Annotated in this window: 23 protein-coding genes; 5 read left to right on the forward strand and 18 right to left on the reverse strand. The window is 73.3% G+C overall.

All coding sequences use genetic code 11. From position 1 onward, the window contains the following. The first annotated feature begins 73 nt into the window (after positions 1–73). The 3 genes from FRAAL_RS26820 (at position 74) to sthA (ending at position 4941) form a co-directional block, all read left to right on the forward strand. Complete coding sequence (locus FRAAL_RS26820; protein ID WP_041939834.1) at positions 74–1039, forward strand: 4-hydroxy-3-methylbut-2-enyl diphosphate reductase; 966 nt, start codon at positions 74–76, stop codon at positions 1037–1039. Between the two features lie 481 nt (positions 1040–1520). Next, positions 1521–2912 carry a class II fumarate hydratase gene (locus tag FRAAL_RS26825; protein ID WP_041939835.1) on the forward strand — a complete coding sequence of 464 codons (1392 nt, stop codon included), beginning with the start codon at positions 1521–1523 and terminating at the stop codon, positions 2910–2912. Between the two features lie 619 nt (positions 2913–3531). After that, complete coding sequence (sthA, locus tag FRAAL_RS26830; RefSeq protein WP_041941053.1) at positions 3532–4941, forward strand: Si-specific NAD(P)(+) transhydrogenase; 1410 nt, start codon at positions 3532–3534, stop codon at positions 4939–4941. A 139-nt stretch (positions 4942–5080) separates the two neighbouring features. Here sthA and FRAAL_RS26835 read toward each other — a convergent pair whose 3' ends face one another. Continuing rightward, complete coding sequence (locus FRAAL_RS26835) at positions 5081–6139, reverse strand: serine hydrolase (protein ID WP_231861364.1); 1059 nt, start codon at positions 6137–6139, stop codon at positions 5081–5083. A gap of 328 nt (positions 6140–6467) precedes the next feature. On the opposite strand from FRAAL_RS26835, the gene FRAAL_RS26840 reads away from it, so the two are divergent. Further along, positions 6468–7571 (forward strand): PfkB family carbohydrate kinase, encoded by a 1104-nt coding sequence (locus tag FRAAL_RS26840; RefSeq protein WP_011607206.1) that lies wholly within the window; start codon positions 6468–6470, stop codon positions 7569–7571. A 75-nt stretch (positions 7572–7646) separates the two neighbouring features. On the opposite strand, the gene FRAAL_RS26845 is transcribed toward FRAAL_RS26840, so the two are convergent. The 15 genes from FRAAL_RS26845 to FRAAL_RS26915 all read right to left on the reverse strand — a co-directional run bounded on the left by FRAAL_RS26845 (position 7647) and on the right by FRAAL_RS26915 (position 23401). Next, a complete protein-coding gene (locus tag FRAAL_RS26845) occupies positions 7647–8342 on the reverse strand; it encodes a nucleoside/nucleotide kinase family protein (RefSeq protein WP_011607207.1) in 696 nt (231 codons plus the stop codon). A 95-nt stretch (positions 8343–8437) separates the two neighbouring features. After that, entirely contained in the window at positions 8438–8677 is a 240-nt protein-coding gene (locus FRAAL_RS26850; protein ID WP_308203089.1) for an SDR family oxidoreductase, read from the reverse strand. A 7-nt stretch (positions 8678–8684) separates the two neighbouring features. Next, positions 8685–11252, reverse strand: coding sequence for a xanthine dehydrogenase family protein molybdopterin-binding subunit (locus FRAAL_RS26855; RefSeq protein WP_231861365.1), 2568 nt, complete (start codon positions 11250–11252; stop codon positions 8685–8687). After that, positions 11249–11863 carry a (2Fe-2S)-binding protein gene (locus tag FRAAL_RS26860; RefSeq protein WP_011607210.1) on the reverse strand — a complete coding sequence of 205 codons (615 nt, stop codon included), beginning with the start codon at positions 11861–11863 and terminating at the stop codon, positions 11249–11251. Before FRAAL_RS26860 ends, FRAAL_RS26855 begins: the two co-directional genes overlap by 4 nt. After that, entirely contained in the window at positions 11860–14256 is a 2397-nt protein-coding gene (locus FRAAL_RS26865) for a xanthine dehydrogenase family protein molybdopterin-binding subunit (protein WP_011607211.1), read from the reverse strand. The genes FRAAL_RS26860 and FRAAL_RS26865 overlap by 4 nt, the downstream gene beginning before the upstream one ends. Beyond that, entirely contained in the window at positions 14256–15278 is a 1023-nt protein-coding gene (locus FRAAL_RS26870) for an FAD binding domain-containing protein (protein WP_011607212.1), read from the reverse strand. Before FRAAL_RS26870 ends, FRAAL_RS26865 begins: the two co-directional genes overlap by 1 nt. Then, positions 15275–16075 (reverse strand): class II aldolase/adducin family protein, encoded by an 801-nt coding sequence (locus tag FRAAL_RS26875; RefSeq protein WP_011607213.1) that lies wholly within the window; start codon positions 16073–16075, stop codon positions 15275–15277. The genes FRAAL_RS26870 and FRAAL_RS26875 overlap by 4 nt, the downstream gene beginning before the upstream one ends. After that, positions 16072–16746 (reverse strand): isochorismatase family protein, encoded by a 675-nt coding sequence (locus tag FRAAL_RS26880; protein ID WP_011607214.1) that lies wholly within the window; start codon positions 16744–16746, stop codon positions 16072–16074. Before FRAAL_RS26880 ends, FRAAL_RS26875 begins: the two co-directional genes overlap by 4 nt. Next, complete coding sequence (locus FRAAL_RS26885; RefSeq protein ID WP_041939839.1) at positions 16739–17158, reverse strand: VOC family protein; 420 nt, start codon at positions 17156–17158, stop codon at positions 16739–16741. The genes FRAAL_RS26880 and FRAAL_RS26885 overlap by 8 nt, the downstream gene beginning before the upstream one ends. 96 nt (positions 17159–17254) lie before the next feature. Beyond that, positions 17255–18142 carry an SDR family NAD(P)-dependent oxidoreductase gene (locus FRAAL_RS26890; protein WP_011607216.1) on the reverse strand — a complete coding sequence of 296 codons (888 nt, stop codon included), beginning with the start codon at positions 18140–18142 and terminating at the stop codon, positions 17255–17257. Continuing rightward, positions 18139–19458, reverse strand: a complete 1320-nt coding sequence (locus FRAAL_RS26895; RefSeq protein ID WP_231861366.1) for a Rieske 2Fe-2S domain-containing protein — start codon at positions 19456–19458, stop codon at positions 18139–18141. The genes FRAAL_RS26890 and FRAAL_RS26895 overlap by 4 nt, the downstream gene beginning before the upstream one ends. Before the next feature lie 183 nt (positions 19459–19641). Further along, on the reverse strand, positions 19642–20052 hold the full coding sequence (locus FRAAL_RS26900; RefSeq protein WP_011607218.1) for a VOC family protein: 411 nt from the start codon (positions 20050–20052) through the stop codon (positions 19642–19644). Beyond that, positions 20049–21167, reverse strand: coding sequence for a 2,5-dihydroxypyridine 5,6-dioxygenase NicX family protein (locus tag FRAAL_RS26905; RefSeq protein WP_011607219.1), 1119 nt, complete (start codon positions 21165–21167; stop codon positions 20049–20051). Before FRAAL_RS26905 ends, FRAAL_RS26900 begins: the two co-directional genes overlap by 4 nt. 235 nt (positions 21168–21402) lie before the next feature. After that, positions 21403–22233, reverse strand: a complete 831-nt coding sequence (locus tag FRAAL_RS26910; protein ID WP_011607220.1) for a fumarylacetoacetate hydrolase family protein — start codon at positions 22231–22233, stop codon at positions 21403–21405. 97 nt (positions 22234–22330) lie between these two features. After that, entirely contained in the window at positions 22331–23401 is a 1071-nt protein-coding gene (locus tag FRAAL_RS26915; protein ID WP_041939840.1) for an LLM class flavin-dependent oxidoreductase, read from the reverse strand. Between the two features lie 185 nt (positions 23402–23586). On the opposite strand from FRAAL_RS26915, the gene FRAAL_RS26920 reads away from it, so the two are divergent. After that, positions 23587–24267, forward strand: a complete 681-nt coding sequence (locus tag FRAAL_RS26920; protein WP_050997463.1) for a GntR family transcriptional regulator — start codon at positions 23587–23589, stop codon at positions 24265–24267. Between the two features lie 47 nt (positions 24268–24314). Here FRAAL_RS26920 and FRAAL_RS26925 read toward each other — a convergent pair whose 3' ends face one another. Together FRAAL_RS26925 and FRAAL_RS26930 are read right to left on the reverse strand one after the other, a co-directional pair. Then, positions 24315–25685 carry an amidase gene (locus tag FRAAL_RS26925; RefSeq protein ID WP_011607223.1) on the reverse strand — a complete coding sequence of 457 codons (1371 nt, stop codon included), beginning with the start codon at positions 25683–25685 and terminating at the stop codon, positions 24315–24317. Then, positions 25679–26131 (reverse strand): VOC family protein, encoded by a 453-nt coding sequence (locus tag FRAAL_RS26930; RefSeq protein WP_011607224.1) that lies wholly within the window; start codon positions 26129–26131, stop codon positions 25679–25681. The genes FRAAL_RS26925 and FRAAL_RS26930 overlap by 7 nt, the downstream gene beginning before the upstream one ends. Positions 26132–26148 lie beyond the last annotated feature (17 nt).

A 26148-nucleotide genomic window follows, 5' to 3' on the forward strand; every position in this document is an offset into this window, starting at 1 on the left:
GACGATGTCGCCATCCGGGCATGCATCGCCCGCGGCTCTTCCCGCCCGCCCCCCACCGCGTAGACTGCCCAGCATGGGCCGGGTCCTTCTTGCCAAGCCGCGCGGCTACTGCGCCGGTGTCGATCGAGCTGTCGTGACCGTGGAGAAGGCGCTGGAGCTCTACGGTTCGCCGGTCTACGTACGCAAGCAGATCGTGCACAACCTCCACGTCGTCAGGACGCTGGAGGCCAAGGGCGCGATCTTCGTGGACGAGACCGACGAGGTACCACCGGGCGCCACTGTGGTCTTCTCAGCGCACGGCGTAGCGCCGACCGTGCACGAGGAGGCGTCCGCGCGTCAACTGCGCACCATTGACGCAACCTGTCCGCTCGTCAGCAAGGTGCATTCCGAGGCACGTCGGTTTGCCCGCGAGGATTATGACATCCTGCTCATCGGCCATGAAGGCCATGAGGAGGTCGTCGGTACCACTGGTCAGGCGCCTGACCGCATCCACCTGGTGGACGGTCCCGAAGATGCCGCCAAGGTGAAGGTGCGCGACCCCGAGCACGTCGCCTTCCTTTCCCAGACCACCCTCTCCGTCGACGAGACGCAGACGACGGTCAAGGCCCTGCGCGAGCGCTTCCCGCACCTGCAGGGCCCGCCGAGCGACGACATCTGCTACGCGACGCAGAACCGCCAGGTCGCCGTCAAGGAGATCTCCAGCGCGGTCGACCTGGTCATCGTCGTCGGCTCGCCGAACTCCTCCAACTCGGTGCGCCTCGTCGAGGTCGCGCTCGACGCCGGCGCCCCCGCCGCCTACCTCGTCGACGACTCCACCGAGGTCGACGCGAGCTGGCTCGACGGCGTCGAGACCGTCGGGGTGACCAGTGGCGCCTCGGTTCCCGAGGAGCTCGTCACCGGCGTCATGGCCTGGCTGGCCGAGCGTGGGTTCAACGACGTCGAGGAGGTCACCTCCGCCGACGAGCACCTCCTGTTCGCCCTTCCGCCCGAGCTGCGCCGCGACATCCGCGCCCGCGAGCGGGAGACCGCCGCCTCCTGACCCGCGGCCCCACACACTCACGACGCCCACTGCCCCGCCCCGTGGCACCGACGCCACGCGGCAGGGTAGTGGGCGTCCAACGTTGGTGCCCCCTTTCCCTTTCTGCCACCTCACCCACCCGGCCTGCCACACCCCGGGGTCCCCACAAAGTGCCTTCCACACCACGCTGACCACGCACCTCGGCCGGCTGCGTTGCGCCGAGCCCGCCGAGCTGCGGCACGCGAGGCGCATTGCGGCGCGTTTCGCGCGGGCTGGGCCCGGTCTCCGGAGGCCTCGTACGTGGGCCGGCGGCGGCACCTGCGAGGCCGAGGTGTGAGAGCTCCCATGGCCCCGAGCGGCGCGGGCACCACCCGCCTGACATGTCCTAGGGTCGGGCGATGGGGCCGGTATCCAGCCGACTTCTCCGCCGGGCGGTGGGCACCGGCGTGCGGTGCTGTCAGATACAAGGTCAACGGCGACGGAACATCGGGAGAACGGGCGCATGAGCGAGCAGGAATACCGCATCGAGCACGACAGCATGGGCGACGTCCGGGTGCCGGCATCGGCCCGGTGGCGAGCCCAGACGCAGCGGGCGGTGGAGAACTTTCCCGTCTCCGGCCAGCGGATCTCCCGCGCGCACATCCAGGCACTCGCGCGGATCAAGGCGGCGGCGGCGACGGTGAACGCCAAGCTCGGGGTGCTCGACGCCGACATCGCCGAGGCGATCGCGGACGCGGCGGCCGAGGTCGCGCGCGGCGACTGGGACGACCAGTTCCCGCTGGACGTGTTCCAGACCGGCAGCGGCACGTCGTCGAACATGAACACCAACGAGGTGCTGGCGTCGCTGGCGTCCGAGCGGCTCGGCCGGGCGGTGCATCCGAACGACCACGTGAACGCGTCGCAGTCGTCGAACGACGTCTTCCCGTCGTCGATCCACGTGGCCGCGACCCAGGGGATCGTGCAGGAGCTGATCCCGGCGCTGGAGCACCTCGCCGCCTCGCTCGGCCGCAAGGAGACCGAGTTCGCGGACGTGGTGAAGTCCGGGCGGACGCACCTCATGGACGCCACGCCGGTGACGCTGGGTCAGGAGTTCGGCGGTTACGCCGCGGCGGTCCGCCTCGGCGTCGAGCGGCTGAACGTGGCCCTGCCGCGGGTCGGCGAGCTGCCGCTGGGTGGCACGGCCGTCGGCACCGGCATCAACACCCCGCCCGGCTTCTCCGCCGCGGTGATCGAGGAACTGGCCGCCAGCACGAGCCTGCCGCTGACCGAGGCGCGCAACCACTTCGAGGCGCAGGCGTCGCGGGACGGCCTGGTCGAGGCGTCCGGGGTGCTGCGGGTCGTCGCGATCTCGCTGTACAAGATTGCCAATGACCTGCGCTGGGCCTCGTCGGGGCCGCGCGCCGGCCTCGGGGAGATCCACCTGCCGGACCTGCAGCCCGGCTCGTCGATCATGCCCGGCAAGGTGAACCCGGTCATCCCGGAGGCGGTCTGCCAGGTCGTCGCGCAGGTCGTCGGGAACGACGCGGCGGTCGCCTTCGGCGGCTCGGCCGGGAACTTCGAGCTCAACGTGATGCTGCCGGTGATCGCTCGCAACCTGCTGGAGTCGATCCACATCCTGTCCACGATCAGCCGGCTGCTCGCGGACCGCTGCGTCGACGGGATCGTCGCCAATGTTGAGCGCTGCCGCCGCTACGCCGAGTCGTCGCCGTCCATCGTGACGCCCCTGAACAAGTACATCGGCTACGAGGAGGCGGCCAAGGTCGCGAAGCTGTCCCTCGCCGAGGAGAAGACGATCCGCGAGGTGGTGATCGAGCGCGGCTACATCGAGGCCGGCAAGCTCACCGAGGCGCAGCTCGACGCCGCTCTCGACGTTCTCTCGATGACCCACCCGTAGGCGTTCGACCTGTGGACGGCCGGCCCGTGGGCAGCCCACCCGTAGCGGTCCGACCGTAGCGGTCCGACCGTAGCGGTCCGACCGTCGACCTACGGCCCGGCCGGCCGGCTCCGGAGGGTAACTCCGGAGCCGGCGTCCGGCGCCGTTCCCCCCGCCCGTCACCGCTCCCAGCGCACCTCCCGGCAGCGGGTGGGCGTCCGTCCCGACAGCGGCGACGCGGCGGCGGCGCGGCGGGAGTCGTGGAAGACCCCCCAGACAGCCTCCACGACCCCCGCCCCCGGTCTAACGAGACGGCGGCCCGTTCGTTACGGGTGGCGGCGGCGCGAATTTCGAGCGGTCCCGCAGTGATCATCCGATGCCGTCGGGCGGTCGACCCGCCCCGGCTACGTACGGCCGGCGGACCGGCTCGGCTCGGGTGGGCCACCCGCCGCCGGCACGTCTCGGTCATCACGGAAGGATTACAGCCGCCCACAGCCCGTGATATCGCGTGGCTGAAACCCCCAGGGGAAAGCGCGGAGAAGAAATAAACGTAACAAGACCGTGCAACATGCCGACCCGCCCGCTCCGGCCAGATAGCCTCTGCTTCACCGGGAGCCGGAAAGAATGCGGGGAGGTGACGGTGTTCGACTATGACGTCCTCGTCATCGGGTCCGGACCCGGCGGGCAGAAGGCTGCGATCGCGGCAGCCAAGCTCGGCCGGCGGGTCGCGATCGTGGACAAGCGGGAGATGATCGGCGGTGTCAGCATCAACACTGGCACGATCCCGTCCAAGACGCTTCGGGAGGCCGTTCTCTATCTGACCGGCATGTCGCAGCGCGAACTGTACGGGTCGAGCTACCGGGTCAAGGACGACATCACCGTGGGTGACCTGTCCGCCCGGACCAGGCATGTGATCAGCCGCGAAATCGATGTCATCCGCAACCAGCTCAGCCGCAACCACGTCACGCTGCTGACGGGCCTGGCGAGCTTCATCGACCCGCACACGGTGAGCGTGCGGGCGGCCGGGGACATCGAGGACCGGCGGGTCCAGGCCGAACGGATCATCATCGCCACCGGTACCCGGCCCGCGCGGCCGGACACGGTCGACTTCGACGGCCGGACGGTGGTGGACAGCGACCAGATCCTGGCCCTCGAACGGCTGCCGCGGTCGATGGTCGTCGTCGGCGCCGGGGTGATCGGCATCGAGTACGCCTCGATGTTCGCCGCCCTCGGCACCAAGGTGACGGTCGTCGAGCGGCGGGACCGCATGCTGGACTTCTGTGACGTCGAGATCGTCGAGGCCCTGAAGTACCAGTTGCGGGACCTGGCGGTGACGTTCCGCTTCCGCGAGTCGGTGGTGTCCGTCGAGCGGCACAACGGCGGGACGCTCACCCTGCTGGAGAGCGGCAAGAAGCTGCCCGCGGACACGGTGATGTACTCGGCGGGACGGCAGGGACTCACCGACATCCTCAACCTGCCGGCGGCGGGCCTGTCCGCGGACAACCGCGGCCGGATCAAGGTCGGCTCCGACTTCCGCACCGAGGTCGAGCACATCTACGCCGTCGGCGACGTCATCGGCTTCCCGGCGCTCGCCGCGACCTCGATGGAGCAGGGCCGGTTGGCCGCCTACGCCGCGTGCGGCGAGAACGTCAACGCGATGCGGGCGGAGCTCATGCCGATCGGGATCTACACGATCCCGGAGATCTCCTACGTCGGACGGACCGAGGACGAGCTCACCGAGCTCGCGATCCCGTTCGAGGTGGGCATCGCCCGGTACCGGGAGCTCGCCCGCGGCGCGATCCTGGGCGACTCCTACGGGATGCTGAAGCTGCTGGTCAGCCCCGAGGACCGGAGCCTGCTGGGGGTGCACGTGTTCGGCACCGGCGCCACCGAGCTGATCCACATCGGGCAGACGGTGATGGGGTGCAACGGCACCATCGACTACCTGGTCGACAGCGTCTTCAACTACCCGACGCTGGCCGAGTCCTACAAGGTCGCGGCACTCGACGCGATGAACAAGATGCGCGCCGTCGCCCGCTTCAGCGGCTGATCCCGCCGCTGCGGCGACCCCGACATCAGCAGCACCCACGCACCCCCGTCGCGGGCCGAGGTACAGCTCCCGGTCCAGAGCACGCGACGGGGGACGACGGCCGCGACGGGGGACGCGCCGCGGCGCGGACCGGACGCCGCTACCCGGCGGCCGTCGAGCTTCTCGCCGCCTTCCAGGCCAGCGCGGACAGACCCTGCACCGTGGTGACGCCGGACTGCATACTCGGCCCGTTCTTCGTGTAGACGGCCATGATGTAGTCGCGTCCGGCGCCGTGGACATGCGCCAGGCTCGTGATCACCCAACCGCTGGTACGGGGCAGCCAGCCGTTCTTCAGCTCCACCATGACCCCCGTCGGCACGCCGCCGGTCAGGCCCCACCGCTGCGCCGGGATCACGGTCCTCAGCAGGCCGCTCACCGTGGCCCGCCCGGCGGCCGACAGGGTGCCCGGGTAGGCGATCGCGCGCAGCACCGCGAGCTGGTCGGCCCCGGTGGTCCGGGTCAGCCCCCACCTGCCGCCCGGGCCCGCCGTCGTCGCGTGCATGCCGAGACGGGCGAAGAAGGCGTTCATTGCGGGCGCGCCGCCGACGTCGGCCCACAGGGCACTCGCCGCCGCGTTGTCGCTGACCGAGATCATCCGCCGGGCGAGGGCCTGCTCGCGGGCCGTGAGCCGACCCGACGCGCCCGCCCGTCGCACGAGCGCCGTGAGGATGTCGAGCTTGACCGAACTCGCCGTCTCGTAACCGGCGACCGCGGGGTCGGTGTAAACGGCCGTGGTGCCGGCGACCGCGTCGTACATGGCGACGCTGACGTGCCCCGGCCGGCCCGCAAGGTAGCTCCGGAACCGCGCCGCCAGGCCGCTGGACGCGGCACCGCTCACCGCCGCGATCGGTTCGACCCCGGCGAGACCGCCGGCCCGCCCCGTCACGACCGCACCGTCCGCCGCCGCCGCCGACGCCGAGGGCACCGCCGAGGCGAGGGGCACCGCCGAGGCGAGGGGCACCGCCGAGGCAGCAGGCACCGTCCCCGCGACCTGCCCGCCGCGTCGCGCCTTCGCCGGGCGGATGATCTCGAGGGCCGGTGCCGGCCCGGCCGACGCCGGGGCCGAGACCGCGGCGGGCGCGCGAGCGGCCGTCGGACCGCCGAGCCCCGCCGACCCGGGCGCCTCGCCGGCCGGCCAGTACGTCACGCCCCCGGCCACACCGGTGACAGTCAGCAACACCACACATGCGCCCCAGCGGCGCGCCACTCGTCCAGACACGCCGCCTGTCTAACTAAGGCGGACCAATTTAAGAAGAGTACGGAGGAAAACGACATCAATCTTTTACCGCTACGACAAGGAGAACCCGAAAAGCGACAACGATGTTTCCCTCCCGATGAACGTTAAGCCGCTATAGACGTATATTAGCGGCGACTCGGCAGGGTGACCTCTTTGCGCCGAAACGCAGTTGAGCGAATACTCGGACGGAGGCACCGATTCCGGCCCGGCGTCATTCAGAACGGTTCCGGGCCGATGACGGGAGGGGCGCGTGGCGAAGCAGGCTGGCGGGGCGCAGGCCGCAGCGCTCGGGGCTCAGGCCCCACCGCTCGGGGCGATGGAGCGGCCGGCGGGGCTGTTCGTCGGACTCACCACCCTGGACACGATCTACCGGGTCCGACACCCACCCGGGCCCGACGAGAAGATCGTCGCCGACGATCTCGTGGTCGCCGCGGGCGGTCCGGCGACGGGCGCGGCCGTGGCCTTCGCCCACCTCGGCGGCCGGGCGACGCTCGTCAGCGCGGTCGGTTCCGGTCCGCTGGCCGCGGCGGCGCGGGCGGATCTCGCCTCGCTCGGCATCCGGCATCACGACCTGCGGCCGGGCGAGCCGGTCCTGCCGATCTCGGCGATCCTGGTCAACGCGGCCGGGGAACGGGCGGTGGTGTCGGCGCACGGCGCGCTGCCGGTCGCCGCGCCGGTCACCGCGGACGCCGCGCGGACTCTGCTCGCCGGAGCGGATGTCGTCCTCGTCGACGGCCACCAACCCGACGCCGCCGTCAGCATCCTGGCAGCCCGCCGACTGCTGCCGACGATGTCGACGGCCACGCCCGAACCGGCGGCCCCCAGGGCCTCGACGCGGCCGCCCGGGACGGCGCCCCCGGCCGAGACAGCAACCACGGCCGAGACAGCAACCCCGGCCGGGACGGCGACCTCGGCCGGATGGCCTCCCGTGGTGTTCGACGGCGGTTCCTGGAAGCCGGGGACCGAGCGGCTGCTCCCCCACGTCGACGTCGCGCTGTGCGGGTCGGCCTTCCGGCCGCCGGGCGTCGGCGCCGACGACCCGGACGGCGTGCTGGGTTACCTGCTGGCGCACGGATGCTCCTTCGCCGCGGTGACGCGCGGTCCCGGCCCGATCCGGTGGGCGCACGGACAGGTCCGCGGGGAGGTCCGGCCCCCGGCGGTCCAGGCGGTGGACACGCTCGGCGCCGGCGACGTGTTCCACGGGGCGTTCGCCTGGTCGATCGCGGGCCTGCCCCGGCTCACCACCGATGCGCTGGTGGAGGCACTGGCCGCGGCGTCGCGGGTCGCCGCCCGGTCGGTGACGAGCTTCGGCACGCGCTCCTGGCTGACCCGAGGCGCGGCACGGGCCGAATGAGTCCTCTGGTCCCATGGCCGTGATCTGGCCGGAGGGCGGACTGGCGGCCCGGCGGCGGGCGCCCTGCCTGTCGGCTCAGCGGGCGGGCGGCGGCGTGTCCGGGGGCAGCCGGACCAGGTAGTCGGCGCGCGGCGCCGTCGCGTCCACCAGGCGCAGATTGGCGAGATCGTTCTGCTCGACCCATTGTCGGGCGGCCGGTCCGCTGCGCCCGCCGGCAGTGTGCCGGGCGATCAGACGGGTCCGGGCGATCTCCTCGTCGACCTGGAGAAACCAGGTCTCGTCGCAGCATGCTCGCACCTGCGCCCATGCTCCGGCGCCCAGCAGCAGATAGTTCCCCTCGCAGATCACCAACCGCACGGTGGGCGGAATCCGGTGCGCTCCCGGGACCGGCGCGTCGTGAACACGGCTGAACGACGGCGCGTCCACCTCCCGCGGCCCGCCGGCACGCAGTCGGGCCAGCAGGGACGCGTAGCCCGCGGCGTCGAACGTCTCCGGGGCGCCCTTGCGATCGGCGAGACCGAGCCGGGCGAGCGTGGCGTTCGGCAGGTGGAAGCCGTCCATCGGCGCCTGCGCGACGAGCCTCGGGCTCGTGCCGTGGCGGGCGTCGAGCTGCGTGACGAGCCAGTCGGCGAGGGAACTCTTCCCCGCGCCCGGCGGCCCGGCGATCCCGAGCAGGACGCGCCCGCCCGCCGCCAGAAGCGCCTGCGCCCTCGCCAGCGCGCCCGCCCGGCCGATCAGCATGCCGGGCCGGCCCGGTGCACGAGGATCCATCCGCCGATGGTGTCACCGGCCCGCGGCGGGTGAGCGCGACGGCGAGGCGCCAGGAGGCAGGCCCGAAGGGGTGCGCAGGTCAGAAGGGGTGCGGGTCAGAAGGACAGGCCGCCGGTGGCTGCGATGGCCTGGCCGGTGACCCAGCGGGCGGCGTCGCTGGCCAGGAATGCGACCACGTCGGCGATGTCGTCGGGCCGGCCGTTGCGGCCCGCGGGGGTCATCGCGGCCACCTGGTCGAAACGCTGCCGGTCGTGGGCGGTGACGCCGTCGGTCTCGACGAGCCCGGGGAGTACGGCGTTCACCGTGATCCCGCGGTGGCCGAGCTCCTTGGCCACCGCCATTTCACCGCGCCGGTCCCGTCTCGCCGCCGGCGTGCGGCGGCGCGGCGTCCCTGACGGTCATCCACACCCGTTCGGGATGCAGGGGCAGCTCGTGGACGTGGCGGCCGAGCGCCTCGGCGACCGCGTTGCCGATCGCGGCGGGCACCGCCGGGGAGCCGGTCTCGCCGAGGCCGTGGATGCGCGCCCCCTCGGGGCCGGCCGGATCCTCGGTCATCCCGACGCTGAAGGTGTCCGGCAGGTCCCGGACCGACGGGATGCGGTAGTCGAGCAGGCTGTCGGTGAGCAGGGCACCGGTCTCGCCGCCCCAGCGCATCGCCTCGGACAGGGCCTGACCGACCCCGAACGCCACATTGCCCTCGCACTGCAGCTCGGCGAACGTCGGGTGGATGACCCGCCCGGCGTAGCTCTCCACGTGCAGGTCCACGACGCGCACGGCGCCGGTCTCCAGGTCGACCTCGACCTCGGCACCGGCCGCCGCGTGGAAGAAGTGCGGGGTGACGACGCCCTGGCCGGTGTCCGGGTCGAGCCCGCCGTCGCTGGCATGCACCTCGGAGACGGTCAGGCCGCCGACCTTCGCCCGGTCGAGCACCTCGCGGTAGTCGAGCCCGCCGGCCGGGACGACGCCGCCGGCCGCCGCAGCGACACCGGCGGGCACGGCGACACCGGCGGGCACGGCGTCCTCGGCGTCCTCGGCGGGCACGGCGGGCACGGCGTCCTCGGCGTCCTCGGCGGGCACGGCGGGCACGGCGTCCTCGGCGTCCTCGGCGGGCACGGCGGGCACGGCGGGCACGGCGTCCTCGGCGGGCACGGCTGCCGGGTTCGTCACCGCCCGTACCCGGCCGGCGCGCACCTCGACGGCGTCCTCGGTGACGCCCAGCAGCGGCGCGGCCAGTGCGGCGAGCCGGGCGCGCAGGGCGGCTCCGGCCCGCTCGACCGCGACGCCCATCATCAGCGTCGACCTCGACGAACTGGTCGTCTGGTCCCAGGCGGTCGTCGCCGAGTCCGGGTAGGTGACGTGCACCCGGTCCAGCGCGACGCCGGTGGCGTCCGCGGCGATCTGGGCCAGCACGGTGCGGGCACCCTGGCCGATCTCCACCGTCGAGCAGATCACCGTGAGGTTCGCCTGTTCGTCCAGCTTCAGGGCCACGGTGGACGTCGACGGGGTCACCGTCGTCTTGAGAATGGTCGCGACCCCGCGCCCGCGGACGATCCCGGGAGAGATCTCGCGACGGCGGGTGCCGGCGGGGCCGGCGTCCCAGCCGATCCGCCGGGTGACGGTGCCCAGCAGGTCGATGAGGTGGAAGTCCTCGATCGGCTGGCCGGTGGCGAACGCGTCGCCGGGAGTCAGCAGGGTGCGCCGGCGCAGCTCGACCGGGTCGAGGCCGAGATGCTCGGCGATCAGGTCGGTGTGGTTCTCGTACGCCCAGGCCACCTGAGGGATGGCGTAGCCGCGGAACCCGCCGGCCGGAGTGGTGTTCGTGTAGACGGCGTAGGAGTCGATCGACACGTTCGGGATGCGGTAGGGCCCGGCGGCGCTGTAGCCACCGTTCTTGATCGTGCGCGGGGAGATGTCGGCATAGGCGCCGGCGCCCCAGAGGATCTCCACCCGGCGGGCGAGCAGGGTGCCGTCGCCGGTGAACCCCGTGCGGATGCGGACCAGCGAGCTGTGCCGGGCGACGGTGGCGAACTCCTCCGCCCGGGTCAGCTCGACGCGCACCGGGCGGCCGTCGGCGACCCAGGCGAGCACCGCGACCAGCGGTTCCAGCCGCGGGTAGGTCTTCGCCCCGTACGCTCCGCCGACGTTGAGGATGCGCACCCGCACCCGGCTCTCCGGCAGCCGCAGCGTCTCGGCGACCTGCGAGCGCACCGTGAACGGCGACGCCGCCGACGTCCAGATGTCGGCCGCCCCGCCGCGCACCGTCGCGACCGTCACGTGCGGTTCGAGCGGCACGTGCTGCTGCTGCGGGGTGCGGAACTCGTGCGCGAGCACGTGGTCGGCGGCGGCGAGGGCGGCGTCGGCGTCGCCGCGGCGCAGCCGGAAGTGGTTGCAGACGTTGCCGCCGTCCTCGGTGTGCAGGACGAGGTCGGGGAAGGTCATGACGTCGCGGGTCGGCACGTGGTCGTGCAGCCGGGGCGCGCCGGGGGCCATCGCGGCGTCCGGGGTGAACACCGCGGGCAGCGGGTCGTAGTCGACCCGGATGGCGGCGGCGGCCTGGCGGGCCGTGTCCAGGTCGCGGGCGATCACGGCCGCCACCGGCTCGCCGGCGAAGCGGACCCGGCCGATCGCGAGCACCGGCCGGTCCGGCAGCACCGGCCCGAAGAACGGGTACGGCGCGTCCGCGGACATCGCCCACTTCTCCAGGTCGGCGCCGGTGACGACGGCGACGACGCCGCGCTGGCGACGGGCCGCGGCGACGTCGACGGCGCGCAGGGTGGCGTGCGCATGCGGGCTGCGCACCAGCGCCGCGTGCAGGCAGCCCGACGGGGTCAGGTCGATCGCGTACGGGAAGCGGCCGGTGACCCGGTCCGGGCCGTCGCTGGCCGGCACCCGCCGACCGGCTGCCCTCACCGCCAACCCTCGACCTCGGGCCGCCCCTGCACCACGGCCTCGGCCTCCGCCTGGGCCCTGGCCTGGGCCTGGGCCTTGTTCCGGGACTTGGTCTCAGACCCGGCCTGCGGCGGCGAGACGGCGGGCGGGTGGCCGTTCAGCCGGTCGCGGGCGTCCAGGACCGCCTCGAGGATCTTGACGTAGCTGCCGCACCGGCACAGATTGCCGGCGAGCACGGTGCGGATGCGTTCGCGGTCGGCGTCCGGCTCGGCGGCCAGCAGCGCCACCGCCGTCAGGATGAACCCGGGCGTGCAGTAGGAGCACTGGAACGCGGTGTGGTCGATGAACGCCTGCTGCACCGGGTGCAGCTGTCCGTCGCGGGCCAGATCCTCGATCGTGCGCACGGCCCGCGTGCCGACCTGCTCCACGGGCAGCAGGCAGGAGCTGACCGGCGCGCCGTCGAGCAGGACCGTGCACGACCCGCAGACCCCGGCCGTGCAGCCCGGCCGGGCGCCGTACAGATCCAGCTCCCGGCGCAGCACGTCAAGCAGGGTGTGATGGCCCCGCACGGACACCTCCACCACGTCCCCGTTGACCTCCAGGGGGAGCGTGTGCCGGTCGTCCGGGGTCATGGGGCCTCCTCAGTGCCGGGGATCCTGCGGACGGCGCGCCCCGCGGCCGCGACAGCGGTCCGGACCTGATCCCCGGCCCGGATCGGGTGGGCGGCGGGGGCCTGGTCCGCGGCGGGGGTGCGCAGCGCGGCGAGCACGCGCTCGGGGCGCAACGGCAGGTCGGTGACGACGACGCCGGTGGCGTCGGCGACCGCGGCGGCGACGGCCGGCGCCACCGGGGGAACCGCGGTCTCCCCCAGCCCGTAGATCGGGTCGGTGGGCCGGCCGAGCAGCTCCACGGTGATCCGCGGCGTGTCGGTGAGCGCGGGCAGGCGGTAGTCGAGCAGGTCCCGGGTCACCTGACGGCCGTCGGCGAGACGCAGTTCCTCACCGAGCACGGAGCCGAGGCCGAGCAGGACCGCGCCCTCGACCTGCATCTGGGCCTCCACCGGGTTGACGACCCGGCCCGCCCAGACCGCGGCGTGGTAGCTCAGCACCCGGACCTGGCCGGTGTCCAGGTCGACTTCGACCTCGGCGGTCCCCGTCGCCTGGTGCCAGCGGGACGACGCGACGCCCTGCCCGGTGTCGTGGTCGAGGCTGCCCACCGAGGCGTAGGACCCCTCGCACCGAAGCTGCCCGGCCCGCACGGCGGTGACCAGCTCGCCGTAGCCGAACCGGGCGGCGCCGGCCCGCACCTCGCCATCCCCCGCCCGGGCCGCCTGCCGGGGCACCCCGCAGTGCTCGGCGGCGAGGTCGGCGAGCCGGTCGAGCAGGGCCCGGCAGGCGTCCTGCACCGCGGCGCCCATCGCGATCGTCGAACGGCTGGAGCTGGTCTGCTGGTCATAGGGGGTGACGTCGGTGTCGGGCAGGCTGACCGACACGAGGGCGGCGTCGATCCCCAGCGCCTCGGCGGCGAGTCGCGCGAGGGCGAGATGCGCACCCTGGCCCATCTCGACGGTGCTCGTCAGCACGTGGACGCTGCCGTCCCGGTTGAGCGCCACCGCCGCCTGCGACACCGACGGCGTGTTCGTTCCCTTCACCGTGACCGCGACCCCCCGCCCGCGGGCCCTTCGCGCCCCGCTCCCGTCTGGCCCGCTCCCGTCTGGCCCGTTCCGCTCGGCCCCTCCCCCGTCCGGGCCGGGCCCGCGGATCGCGGCGTCGAGCAGCTCGTCGTAGTGGCAGTCCGTCATCAGTTCGCCGGTGACGTTGCGGGACCCGTCACGCAGCAGGTTGCGCCGGCGCAGGGCCACCGGGTCCAGCCCGAGCCGGCGGGCGATCAGCTCCATCTGGGCCTCGTAGGCGAACGCGGCCTGCGGCGAGGCGTAGCCGCGGAACGCCCCGGCGGGCGGGCGGTTCGTGTAGACCGCGTAGACGTCGACGGACATGTCGGCGACGTCGTAGGGGCCGCCGTAGCCGTAGGCCCCGTTCTTGATCACCCGAGGGCTGATGTCGGCGTACGCCCCCGCATCGAACCAGGCGGTCACCCGGCGGGCGGTGATCCGGCCGTCGCCGCGCACCCCCGTCACCAGCAGGCTCTCGGTCGCGTGCCGGGTCACCGTGGTGAACGCCTGCGTCCGGTCCAGGCAGACCCGCACCGGACGGTCGGTGATCCGGGCGAGGCAGGCCGCCAGCGGCTCGATCTTGGCGTAGCACTTCGAACCGAACGCCCCGCCCAGATGCAGCACCCGCACCTGGACCCGGTCGAGGGCGACACCGAGCATCTCCGCCAGCTGGACCCGCAGCTTGTAGGGCGTCTGGCTGGTGGCCCACACCACCATCCGCTCGGCACTGGGCACGGCGACGGCGACATGCGTCTCCAGCGCCGCATGGTGCATCGCGGGGGTGGTGAACCGGTCGACGAACACATGCTCCGCGCGGGCCATCGCCGCGTCGGCGTCGCCGGAGCGGATGACGAAGTGGTTGACCAGGTTGCTGCCGGGACGCCGGCGCAGGCGCAGGTCGGGGAAGGCCTCGGACGCCGCCGCGTCCCGCGGGTGCAGCACCGCGTCGGCGGTGGCCGCCATCGCCGTGCGCGCCTCGGTGACCACCGGCAGCGGCCGGTAGGTCGTCCGGACCCGGGTGAGCGCCGCGTCGGCGGCATCCGGGTCGGCGGCGAGCGCCACCGCGATCGGCTCGCCGGCGTAGCGGACCCGGTCCACGGCCAGCGGCGGCTGGTCCCGCAGGATCGGGCCGAACCGCGCGGGCCGGCCGAGGGCGGCCTCCAGCTCGACCCCGGAGAAGACCGCCGCGACGCCGGGCGTCTGGCGCGCCTGGGCGGTGTCGACCCGGATCAGGGCGTGCGGCTCGGTCGACGTCAGCAGCCGGGCGTGCAGCAGCCCCGGGCCGACGTCGGCGCCGGCGAGATCGCCGACCATCTGCAGCCGGCCGGTCACCTTCACCCTCGCGTCGAGCATCAGCCCGCCGTCCCGGCCGGGGTCGCGGCCGGGGTCGCGGCCGGGGTCGCGGCCGCCTCGGCGAGGGCGGCGGCGAGGGTCCGGCGAACCCAGACGCGGACCATCTCGGCGCGGTAGGCGGCGCTGGCCTTGAGATCGTCGACGCAGACGACGGCGTCGGCGTAGGCGTCCGCGACGGCGCGGATGCGCGCGGCGTCCGGGGCCCGGCCGACGAGTTCGGCATCGATGTCGCCGAACCCCACGGGCACCGGGGTCCCGCTGCCGATCGCGATCCGGGCGCCCGCGCAGACCCCGTCGACGACCCGCATCGTCACCGCGACCCCCAGGCAGGTGGTGTCCTCCACCGACCGGGTCCTGAACGGCTGGTATCGCCCGACCGTGCCGGTCGGGGGCGCGTCCACCTCGACCGCGGTGATCAGCTCACCGGGCCGCAGGACGGTCGTGCCGGGGGCCGGGTAGAACTCGTCGAGCGGGACGACCCGGACCGCCCCGCCCGGTCGGGCGATGCGGACTCTGGCGCCGAGCGCGAGTAGCACGGTCGGAGGATCCCAGGCGTAGCCCGCACCCGCCAGCACACCGCCCACGGTGGCCACCCCCCGCACCCGCACGTTGCCCACCCGGGCGAACGCCTCGGCGAGGACCGGCAGCGTGGCCCGGACGGCGGGGTGCGCGGCGACCTGCCCGTGGGTGGCCATCGCCCCGAGCACCAGACCCCCGCCGGCAGTCCCCCCGCCGGACCACTCGGCGGTGGTGCCGGCGGTCCCCCCGACCGGTCTCCCGGTGGTGCACTCGGACCACTCGGCGGCGGTGCCGGCGGTGCGCTCGGACCACTCGGCGGCGGTGCCGGCGGTGATCCCGGCGAGGTCGGGCAGGCCGCGCAGCGACACCAGGCGGGTCGGCCGGCGCCGGGGGTCGGCGAGGTCGAAGGCCAGCCGGGTGCACCCGGCCGCGGCCGCCGCACCGGGCTCGGCGAGGGCGGCCAGCGCCTCGGGGAGGCTGGTCGGGTGCGTCCAGGTCGTCACGATCGTGTCTCCGCCACGCCGTCGACCCGCCCGTACCGACCACGGCCGGCGGCGTCGTCCCCCGGCTGGACCGGACGCAACCCGCCCGGGCCGAGGGCGGCCGACCAGGGCAGATCCAGCGCGGCGACGGCATCCGCCCAGATCGCCGCCATCCGCCCGGCATGACCGGCCTCGAAGGCCGCCGACAGTCGCGCCACCGTGACCGGGTCGATCGGGCGGGGCCGGCCCACCGCCATCGCCGCCAGCCGAACGGCCAGCGCCCGGTGCAGCAACAGGGCGAGCGCGGTGGCCTCCACGACGTCGCGGCCCACCGTGACCAGCCCGTGCGCGCGCAGCAACGCCGCCCGATCGGGCCCCAGGCAGCGGGCGAAGGCCCGCCCGCGTCCGGCGTCGGCGACGAGGTCGGCGTCGTCGTACCAGGCGACCCCGGCGGCGAACGGGACCTCGTCCTGGCTGAGGATGCCGCCGCTCATCGGCGGGAAGAGCGTCGCCGTCTGCGCGGCCAGCGGGTGGGTGTGCACGACGGCGCCCACGTCGTCGCGGTGCGCGTAGACCGCCCGGTGCAGCGCGGTCTCCTCGTGCAGGCGCAGCCCGGGGGTGCGCGCCGTGCCGTCGGGGCCGACCTCGGCGACGTGCCCCGGCCCCACCCGGGCCAGGGACGGCCCCGCCGTCTTGACCAGGAGCCCGCCGTGCGGCATCCGGACGCTGACATGCCCGAAGCAGAAGTGGTCCTGACCATCCGCCGCGAGCACCCGGCAGGCGGTCGCCACGTCGAGGCAGCTCGGGTGGACGCTCACCGCGGCTCCCCCGCCAGCCGGGCGACGACGGTGGCGAGATCCTCCACGTCGGCGTACTTGGCGTCCAGGTCGAACAGGCTCACCTCGTGCACGAGCGGCGCCCGGTCGCCGACCGCCTCCCGCACGACGATCGGCCGGAACCCCAGCCCGCAGGCGTCCACCACGCTCGCCCGCACGCAGCCGCTGGTCGTCGCGCCGGCGACCAGCACCGTGTCCACGCCGAGCCGGCGCAGCCGGACGTCGAGGTCGGTGCCGAGAAAGGCCGACGCGTGCTTCTTCACGACCCGGTCGTCCTGCGGCCGGGCGTCGAGCCGCTCGTCGAGTTCCACCCAGGGACCGCCCTCGACGAGCAGGCGCTGCGCGGGGATCTTGGCCGGCCAGACCCCCGCGTCGCCCATGTCCGGGCGGTAGCGCACCATCGCCCAGAAGACCGGCACCCCCGCCGCGCGGGCGGCCACCAGCAGCGCACCCGTGGCCTCGACCACCTCGCCGAGCTCTCCCCCGAGCGGGCAGGCCGGATCGGTGAATCCCCGGATCAGGTCGACGACGACGACCGCCGGGCGCTCCCCCCAGCCGATGCGGCGCACCATCCCGGACCGGGCGAAGCGCGCCCGCAGCTCCGTCAGCTCGCCGAGGAAACCCCCTTCGGGCATCTCGAGGGTCTCAGGCATCGACGCCCGCGAACCAGCGCACCGGCTCGTCGCACAGTTCGACGATGTTCCCCTCGGGGTCCATGAGCTGGGCGACGCGCCACCTCGGGGCGTCGTCGCCGTCGATGACGACCGGGGCGACGTGCACCGGGGTGACCCCGCGCCCGGCGAGCTCGGCGAGGGTGGCGTCCATGTCGGTGACGCTGAAGGTGAACAGGACCTGGTTACGCTCCCACCCGCTGACCGGCGGGTTGCTCGCCGGTCCGTTGTCGTGACGGCCGATGAGCACGAGGATGCACGGCCCGGTGTCGAACACCGCGGACTGCACCGTCGACGTCATCAGCCGCAGCCCCAGCCCGTCGCGGTACCAGGCGGTCATCGGGCCGATGTCGTGCGCCCACACCAGGTTCCAACTGATCGATCCCAACGCCATCGGACTCTCCTGCCCGGTCGGTGCCCCGCTGACGGTGCAACGTTGGTGGCGGGAGCGCACGAGCCCGAGGCCGGCGGCGCGCCCCCGCCCGGCCGGTCACCCCACGGCGGCCACGCCGCCGTCCACGACCAGCGAGGTGCCGTGGACGAAGTCGGCGCTGTCGGAGGCGAGGTACACGGCGGCGGCCGCGACGTCGACGGGCAGGCCGTTGCGCCGCGCCGGGGTGCCCGCGGCCGAGGCCTCGGCGGCGCCCGGCGGGGAGAGCAGCTTGTTCGTCGGCATGTCGATGCTGCCGGGCACCACGCAGTTGACGTTGATGCCGTGCGGCGCGAGCTCGCCCGCGAGCACCTGGGTGAGGAAGCCGACGGCCGCCTTCGTCGCCCCGTACACCGACACCCCGGGGAACGCCCGCAGCCCGGCCACCGAGCCGACGGTGATGATCTTCCCGCGTCGGCCCTGGTCGACGAGGTGGCGCGCTGCCGCCTGGGCGCAGAAGTACGTGCCCTTGACGTTGAGGTCGAACTGGATGTCGTAGTCGGCCTCGGTCGCGTCCAGCAGCGGGGCGCCCTCGAAGACGCCCGCGACGGTGGCGAGGATGTCGAGCCCACCGAAGTGGTCGACGGTCGCGGAGACGATCCGGGCCGCCTCGGCGACGACGGTCACGTCGGCCTGGATGCCGATGATCTCGCCAAGCGGCGCCAGCGACTCGACGACCGCGTCCATCTTCGCCTTGTCCCGCCCGACGACGGCGACCCTCGCCCCGGCGGCGAGGAACGCCTCGGCCACGCCGAGCCCGATACCCTGCGTGCCGCCGGTGATCAGCGCGATCCGCCCGGCCAGCGGCGAACCCGGCAGCGGCGCCGGGCTCGACGCCGGGACCGGCGCGGACACCCCGGTCACCTCGGCGCCGCCGTCGGCGCCGGGCGGTTCGGCGCTCACCGCGTCCAGCGGCAGCGCCACCCCGGCCGCGGGCTCCTCGCTCATCGGGTCCGTCCCCGGGTGGGGTTGCGGCGGCTGCGCGGCGCGACGAGCTTGTCGGGCGTCTGGATCGCCCGCGCGTGCTCGCTGAAGAACTTCCGGAACATGGTGATCTCGAGGTCGGGGCGGTAGAGGCGCTCCCGGTCCCAGCCGTTCTCGGTCTCGTAGAAGGTCTGCATGCTCTCGCGCGCGGCGTTGTCGTCGACGAGGAACTTCTCGACGGCCGGCTCCCGCCACTCGACCCGGCCGACCTCGCCGCGCCAGTCGGCGGCCTCCTGCTCCGTCGCGCACACCCGCCCGCCGATCATGAAGCTGCGGGTGGTGTTCTCGTCGATCGGTACGAGCCAGTCGTAGGTGATCATGTCGCTCGGGAAGTTGACCGTCTCGTTGCAGGACGGCAGCCAGATGCCCACGTCGATCGGCGGCATCGCCATGAACGCGTCGACCAGTTCCTGGTGCGAGCGGCCGACCGCCGCCGGGGCGGTGTAGGTGGTGTCCGGCCGGCCGTCCTTGCCCGGGATGACGGCGGAGAAGATCAGCTCGGTCGTCCGCGTGCAGCGGGAGAAGCCCTTGGGCCCGGTGGTGTCGACGACGTACTTGACCTCGCCCGCCTCCTCGCCCGGCTTGGCGACGTAGCCGAACGTCATCGGAAAACCGGATTCGATCACGTACTGCGACCAGTTGTGGATGAAGTGGTGGCCGGGATCGAACGAGTTCTCCAGCGCCAGTCGCCAGTTCGCCCGGATGACGTTCGGCTCGGCGTAGTGCATGACGATGTCGTCGGCGAGGAAGCTCGCCGGGACGTCGGCCTCCAGCGGCGGCGGCTCGGCGTCGCCGACGTAGACGAAGATCAGGCCCTTGGCCTCGGTGATCGGGTAGGCGCGGACCCCGGTCCTGCCGGCCAGCGCCGTGCCCGGCTCGTTGAGGATGCAGCGCAGGTCGCCGTCCTCCAGATCGAACGTCCACGTGTGGTACCAGCACGTGATCGTGTCCTCGGAGAGCACCAGCGGCCGCTCGGAGAAGCGGGTGCCGCGGTGGGCGCAGCGGTCCTCGACGGCATACAGTTTGCCGTTCTTGCGGACGAGCAGCACCTCCTCGCCGAGCATCTTCACCTTGTGCGTGCCGCCCTCGGCGAGCTCGCCGGAGTGCGCCGCCGGGTACCAGTACTCCCGCAGGCCGAGGTCGGCCTCCAGGTAGCGCTGCCACGGTCGGGCCCGGCGCGGCGGAGCCTCGGCCTGGTCGACCTGGTCGCGCGTCTCGGCCACGAGCCGGTTCGCGACCTCCATCCCCGAGCTGGTGTGCTCGGGCACGCTGATGCTCACGTCATCATCACCTCGTTCACGGATCAGCCCACCCCTCCCCGCCCCGCCCCGCCGCTCGCCCTGCCGGCCGGCCCCCTGCATATCCAGAGGGATAAATCGGACGCGGGGGGCTCCGGACAAGCAGAAGGCGGGCGCGGCGCGGCGCGGTTGGCGGCGGGGAGTCGGGGCGGGGCCGGGTCGGTCTCAGTAGAAGACGGGCTCGTCGCAGAGCTCGAAGATGTTGCCCTCGGGGTCGGCGAACTGGGCGACCCGGCCGTCGGGCTCCTGGCCGTCCTCGTTCACCGTCGGCGCCGGGCCGTGCAGCAGCTTCGCGCCGCGGCGGCCCAGCTCGGCGATGACCTCGTCCATCTTCTCGACCTTGAACGACATCAGGACGCGGTTGCGGTCCCAGCCGCGGCGCAGGTTCTCCGCGTCGGGGCCGTTGTCCTTGCGCGCCATGAGCTCCAGCGTGCAGCCGCCGGTGTTGTACGCCGCGAAGTACTTCGTGGCGTGCCGCAGCGGCAGGCCGAGGACGTTCTCGTAGAACTCCCGCATGGCGGCCAGGTCGTCGACGTAGACGAGGTTCCAGGACAGCGGCCCGAGCAGCGGCTTCATGACGCACCCACCAGCGAGGCGCCGGCCGGGTCGAGCCGGGCGAAGCCGTCGTCGAAGGCGAGCTCGTCGACGACGAACCGGCCGTGGTCGAGGATCTGCCGACCGTCGAGCCACACGCTGCACCGGCGCACCGGCACGTCGGAGTGGGCGAGGGTGAACCGGCTGCCGCCCGCCTCGTTGTTCGGGCCGGTGGAGAACAGCACGTTGCCGGCGTAGCAGCGGCCGTCCATACCCTGGGTGGCGGAACGGTCGAGCAGGGCGAGCGCGTTCCAGCGGGCCCGGTCGTTGCAGCCCCAGCCGATGTGCGACATCGCGAAGCCCTCCGGGTCGCCCCAGGACTCCAGGTAGTCGCGGTACAGCTCGGCGTCCGCACCGGGCCCGGTGATGGCGACGATGAACCCGTCGACCACGTCCACGGTGATCGGCGACTGCACGTACGTCTTGAACGGGAAGATGATGTCCCCGGCGTCGATGACCCAGCGGCCGTTCGCGCCACCGTCGTTCGGGTAGATCGCGGCGAGGCCGGAACCCAGGTGGGCGTGGGTCCCGGGGCCCGAGGTGAAGCCCCAGCCGCCGCCCGCGCCGAACTGGCCGAGCTTCATCGTGATGTCGGTGCCGGCGTCGGAGCGGATGAGGATCTCGCTCGCCGCGCCGAGCAGTTTCGCGCTGGCCTGGACCCGCCGGCGCAGCTCGTCGGTCGGGAACATCCGTTCCAGGATCTCCGGCGGCTCGGTGATCATCAACATCCGCGTGCCGGCGGCCAGGATGGCCTCCTGCTCGGCGGAGTGCAGCAGGACGGACAGATCGACGACCATGTCGACCCCCTTGAGCGCCTCGACGAGCGGCCCGAGGTCGGTCAGACCGGTCAGCCCGTAGACCTCGCCGACGCCGGGCACGGTGCCGGCGGCGCGCTGGATGGACGGCAGGCCGACGGTGAAGACCTTCGCGCCGAGGGTCGCCGCCGCGGCGGCGGTGGCCTCGATGTACGCGGGGGGCGACTGGGCGTTGGACAGCACCGCGACGGTCTCGCCGGGCTGCACCTGGCACCCGGCGAGCGCCCGCCGGAACAGGGTGGTGAGGGTGCCGCCGTCGGCGGCCTGGTTCGGAATGAGCACGATGCACCTTCAAGTGGTTTTGGCGCGCCGGCCGGATTGATCTATATCAGTGTGCGGAGCAGGTGTTTCGGTTACCGTTCGACCCGATTTCGGTTCAGCAAAGTCTGCGTTTCCTGACCGACCTGCGAGATGGCCACCGAATGGTGTCACCATGCGCATCGGATCGCGCATCCTGCGTCATCGCACACCTATCGCCGATCAGCCGGACGGCGCCTGGGTGCGGCCAACCCGGGAATCAGGCGAATCGCACGGTGTTGCGCACGACGCCGAGTCCCTCGACATCCACGGTCACCACGTCGCCGTCGGCGAGATAAACCTTCGGATTCCGGCCGTGGCCGACGCCACCCGGCGTTCCGGTGGTGAGCACGTCGCCGGGCTCCAGGGTGATGAACTGGCTGACGTAACGCACGATCTCCACCGGCGGGAACAGCAGGTCGGAGGTCCGCGACTTCTGCATCACCTCGCCGTTGACGAGGGTACGCAGCGCCAGGTCGGCAGGATTGTCCAGCTCGTCCGGGGTGACCAGCGCGGGCCCGAGCGGAGTCGACCCCTCGAACGACTTCCCCTGCAGGAACTGCAGCGTCCGGAACTGCCAGTCGCGCATGGTGACGTCGTTCATGATGGTGTATCCGGCGATCGCCTCGCGGGCCGCCGCCTCGTCGGCGAAACGCACCGTCGTCCCGATGACGAAGGCGAGCTCCCCCTCCCAGTCGACGGCTTCGGTCACCGGCGGCACCAGAATGTCGTCGGTCGGCCCGATCAGCGCGCGGGTGTACTTCGCGAACAGCGTCGGATGCGTCGGCGGCGTCCGCCCCATCTCCTTCAGATGGGTCGCGTAGTTCAGACCCATGCAGATGATTTTCGGCGGGGCGGGGACGAGCGGCGCCAGATCGGCGCCGTCGAGCGGAAGCACCTCGCCGCCGCCGCCGGCCGCGGCCGTGCGCCAGTCGAGACCGGACGCGATGAGCGTGCCCACGCACGGATGGTCCAGCAGCACGATCGTGTCGCCTTCGATCCGGCCGGCGGCGGTGGTGCCGTCCGGGCGGCGGACGGTCGACAGACGCATGACGTCTCCCTTGCTCGGGGTGGAAGTGCTGGGGCTGGTGGGCGCCCGGGACACCCCCGGGCGGCGCGGGCGCCGGGGGCGGCGCGGGCGGCGCGGGCTACGCGGCGGAGGGCTCGGGGAAGGCCGGCATGACCTCGGCGGCGAACAGTTCCATCGTCCGGCGCGCGTCGGCGAAGGGCATCGCGGCAAAGTTGATCTGCATGGACGGTTCGACGGCGCCGAAGACCTCGAACGTCGCGGCGACCTGCTCGCGCACCTGTCCCGGCGTGCCCACGTACACCTGGGCGTTCTCCTCCAGGGTCGCCAGGGACTTCTTGCGCATGCCGGCGATCATGTCCGCGTAGCCGGCATACTGCTCCGGCCGGGCGGTCATGTACGCCTCCCAGGTGTGGACCATCTTCTCGACGTAGTCGGAGTAGTACTCCGCGGCCTCCCGGCGCGCCCGGTCCCCGTCGTCGTCGACGAAACAGTGGATGCCCATCTGGATCCGCTCCGAGCCCGGGGCGTATCCCGCCGCCAGCCGCGCGCCGCGATACAGCGCCAGCAGTTCGGCGACCTTCTCGTTCGTCGACGTGAACGGGATGAACATCAGGTTGAAACCCTGGCTGCCGGCCCAGACGAAACTCTCCGGCGTCGAGGTCGCGGCGATGAAGACCGGCGGCGTGGGCTGCTGGTAAACCCGCGGGAGCATGGTCACCGGGCCGAAACGGTGGAAGGTGCCGTCCCAGACGACCTCCTCCTCCTGCCACAGCCGCAGAATCGCGGCGATGCCCTCCTGATGGCGCGCTCGGCTGGAGTCCATGCTGATCTCGAACGCCTCGAACTCGCCGGGCAGGAACGCGCGGGCGAATCCGACGTCGAGCCGGCCGTGGCAGATGTTGTCGAGCATGGCGAGCTGCCCGGCCAGTTTGATCGGATGGTTGAAGGCGGGCACGTTCGCGCCGGTGACGAGGCGGACCCGCTCCGTCCGGGTCGCCACCGCGGCCAGGAAGGTCACCGGGTCCGGGCTGTATCCCCCGTACGGGTAGAAATAGTGTTCCACGATCTTCACGGAGTGGTATCCGAGTCGATCCGCCAGGACGCTCAGTTCCAGACACTCGTCGAAGAACTGGACGGCCGGCTTCTCCGCCGGAGAGACGGTGGGAAAGAAGTTGATTCCGGCGAGCACCGGTACCTCCAGGCATCCGTGGATGCATCGTATGATGTATACAAGTCGAGAGACACGGGCGCGGCGTCCGGGCATCCAGGGCGCGGCCTCCCAGCCCCGGCAACGCCGGGGCTGGGCCGGGATGCGAGCGGCACCCCGCCCCGTATACTGTCCACAAACTGAGAACTGCGGCGGTGGTCAACAGCATGAAGACGCTCGGAGCCGCCCACCGGCCCCTGCGCGAGCTCGTCGCCGACGAGCTCCGGCAGCGCATCCTCGACGGCCGCATCACCCAGGGCAGCCGGGTCATCGAGGACCGGCTCGCCGAGGAGCTCGGCGTGTCGCGCAACCCGGTCCGGGAGGCCATCCGGGCGCTGGAGTCGGAGGGCCTGGTCGAGGTGACCCCGCGCCGCGGCGTGGTCGTCACCGTCATCAGCGCCGAGGAGGCGCACGACCTCATCGAGGTCCGCGCGGCGCTGGAGGTCACGGCGGTGCGCCGGGCCGCCGCCCGCGGGGTGGACCCGGCGGTCCTCGCCGAGCTGGCGGAGATCGTCGCCACCGGTTCCGAGGCGGCCGCGGCGGGCGAGTTCGAGCGCCTGCCGATGCTCAACACCCGCTTCCACGACCTGCTCGCCCGGGGCAGTGGCAACGGCGCGCTGGTCGAGGTCCTGCGCGACCTGCAGAACCGCCTTCAGCTGCTGTTCTCCACCGGCGTGCAGCGCCGCTCCGGCGGCGCGTGGGACGAGCACCGGCGCATCCTCGACGCGATCCGCGCCGGCGACGCCGACTGGGCCGAGGCGGAGATGCGCTCGCACATCCGCGGCGCCGCCAGCCGGTACGAGGACACCCGCGCCGGCGTCGCGGCGGCCACCGGCGGCGCGGCCTAGCACCGTCTGATCCCGGCGGCCGGCGGCACCCGTCATCCCGGCGTCGCTCATCGCGGGGCTCCCGGGGCCACCAACGGCCAGGGGCGGACCCGCTCCACGGCGGCGGCGAGCTCGATGAGCAGCGCGTCCCGGTGGTGCGGCGCGAACACCTGCAGGCCGACGGGCAGCCCGGTCGGGCCGGACCCGGCCGGGATCGAGATCGCCGGGCAGCCGCTGACGTTCGCGATGGCCAGCGGGCCCGGCGGCCGCGGCGCGGAGTCGCCGGCGGGGAACGCCTCGGTGGCCACCGTCGGGCAGGCGACCAGGTCGACGGCCTCGAACAGCGCGGCGACCGCCTCGATCACGGCGATCCGGTAGTCGTCGAGGCCGGCCAGCACCGTGGGGTCGAGCAGCGTGACGGCCCGCATGGCCGAGGCGATGTCGTCGGTCAGCTCGTCGGCGCTCGCCGGCCAGTGCGGGGCCAGCCAGCGGTAGAGCCGCAACGCCGCGATGCCCGCGAAGCTCGCCGCGCCGGCCGGGAAGCTCACCTCGGGCGGCGCGACCTGGCACAGTCCGGCCGCGGCGACCAGCTCCGCGAACGTGTCCCCGACCGCGGCGAGCACGCCCGGTTCGGGCCGCGCGCCGCCGAGCCCCGGCATCCACGCGATGCGCAGCCCCCGGGTGGGCACCGCACCGAGCCCCGCGACGAACCGCCGCCCCCCGACGGGGCCGGGCGCGCTGTAGGGGTCGCGCGGGTCGAAGCCGACCGTGAGGTCGAGGACGCGGGCGAGGTCGCGCACCGAGCGGGTCAGCACCGTGGTCACGACGGTCAGCGGCTCGATCACCGGTTCCGGACCGCCGGGCGTGATCCGCCAGGTGGTCTTGAGCCCGGGAAGGCCGCAGAAGGCCGCGGGCTGGCGGGTCGAGCCGCCGCCGTCGGTGGCCGTCGCCAGGGTGACCAGGCCGCCCGCGACCGCCGCCGCGCTGCCGCCGGAGGAGCCGCCGGCCGAGGCGTCCGGGCGCCACGGGTTGCGGGTGACGCCGTGCAGGCGGCTCACCGTGTCGTCGCCGCGGGCCAGCTCGCTCGACGGAGTCTGGAACACCGGGATCGCGCCGGCCGCGACCAGCCGCTGGACCTGGGTGGAGGTACGCGCCGACCGGCGGTGCCGCAGCGGTACCGACGCGTCGGCCCGGGGCCAGCCCGCGACCTGCTCCAGCTCCTTGACGGCGAACGGCACCCCGGCGAGCGGAAGGTCGAGGTCGACGTCGCGGGCGGCGGCGCCCGCCGCCTCAACGTCGACGTGGCAGACGGCGCCCAGCCCGGACCGCTCGACCGCGCCGAGCACGGCGGCGAGCTCCTGCGCCGGGCTGCGCCGGCCGGCCCGGAACTCCTCGACCAGGCCGACGACGTCGCCGGGCCAGGGGTCGGCTGTCAGCACGGGCCGTCCAGCTGGGAGGGTCCGTAGTGGCGCAGCTCGACGACGTTGCCGTCGGGGTCGCGGATGTAGAGCAGATCGCTGTTGCCGTACGCGCCGTAGCGGTGGAACGGGCCGCCGACGACGTCGAAGGTGCCGGAGGCGGCGAGCTCGGCGAGATCGCACGGCTCGATCACCAGGCAGAAGTGGTTGACGTTGCGACCCGGCCCGGACCGCGGGGTGCGGGCGTCGAGATCGATGATCACGCCCGGCGCGACCTCCACCGACGGGAACGGCGCCCGGCCCTCGCGCCACTGCTCCAACCGGTGGGTCCTCATGCCGAACTTCTCCACCCACCACCGCACGGACCGCTCCGGATCCGCCACCGCGAGCACGATGTGATCAAAGGCGACCGTGACGATGGGTGGTCGGACCGTGGGCAGGAGGTTGGGTTCATCGACGAGGCTCACAGACGCTCCCTCTCCGT

It is taken from the genome of Frankia alni ACN14a (genome assembly GCF_000058485.1).
Lineage (GTDB): Bacteria > Actinomycetota > Actinomycetes > Frankiales > Frankiaceae > Frankia > Frankia alni.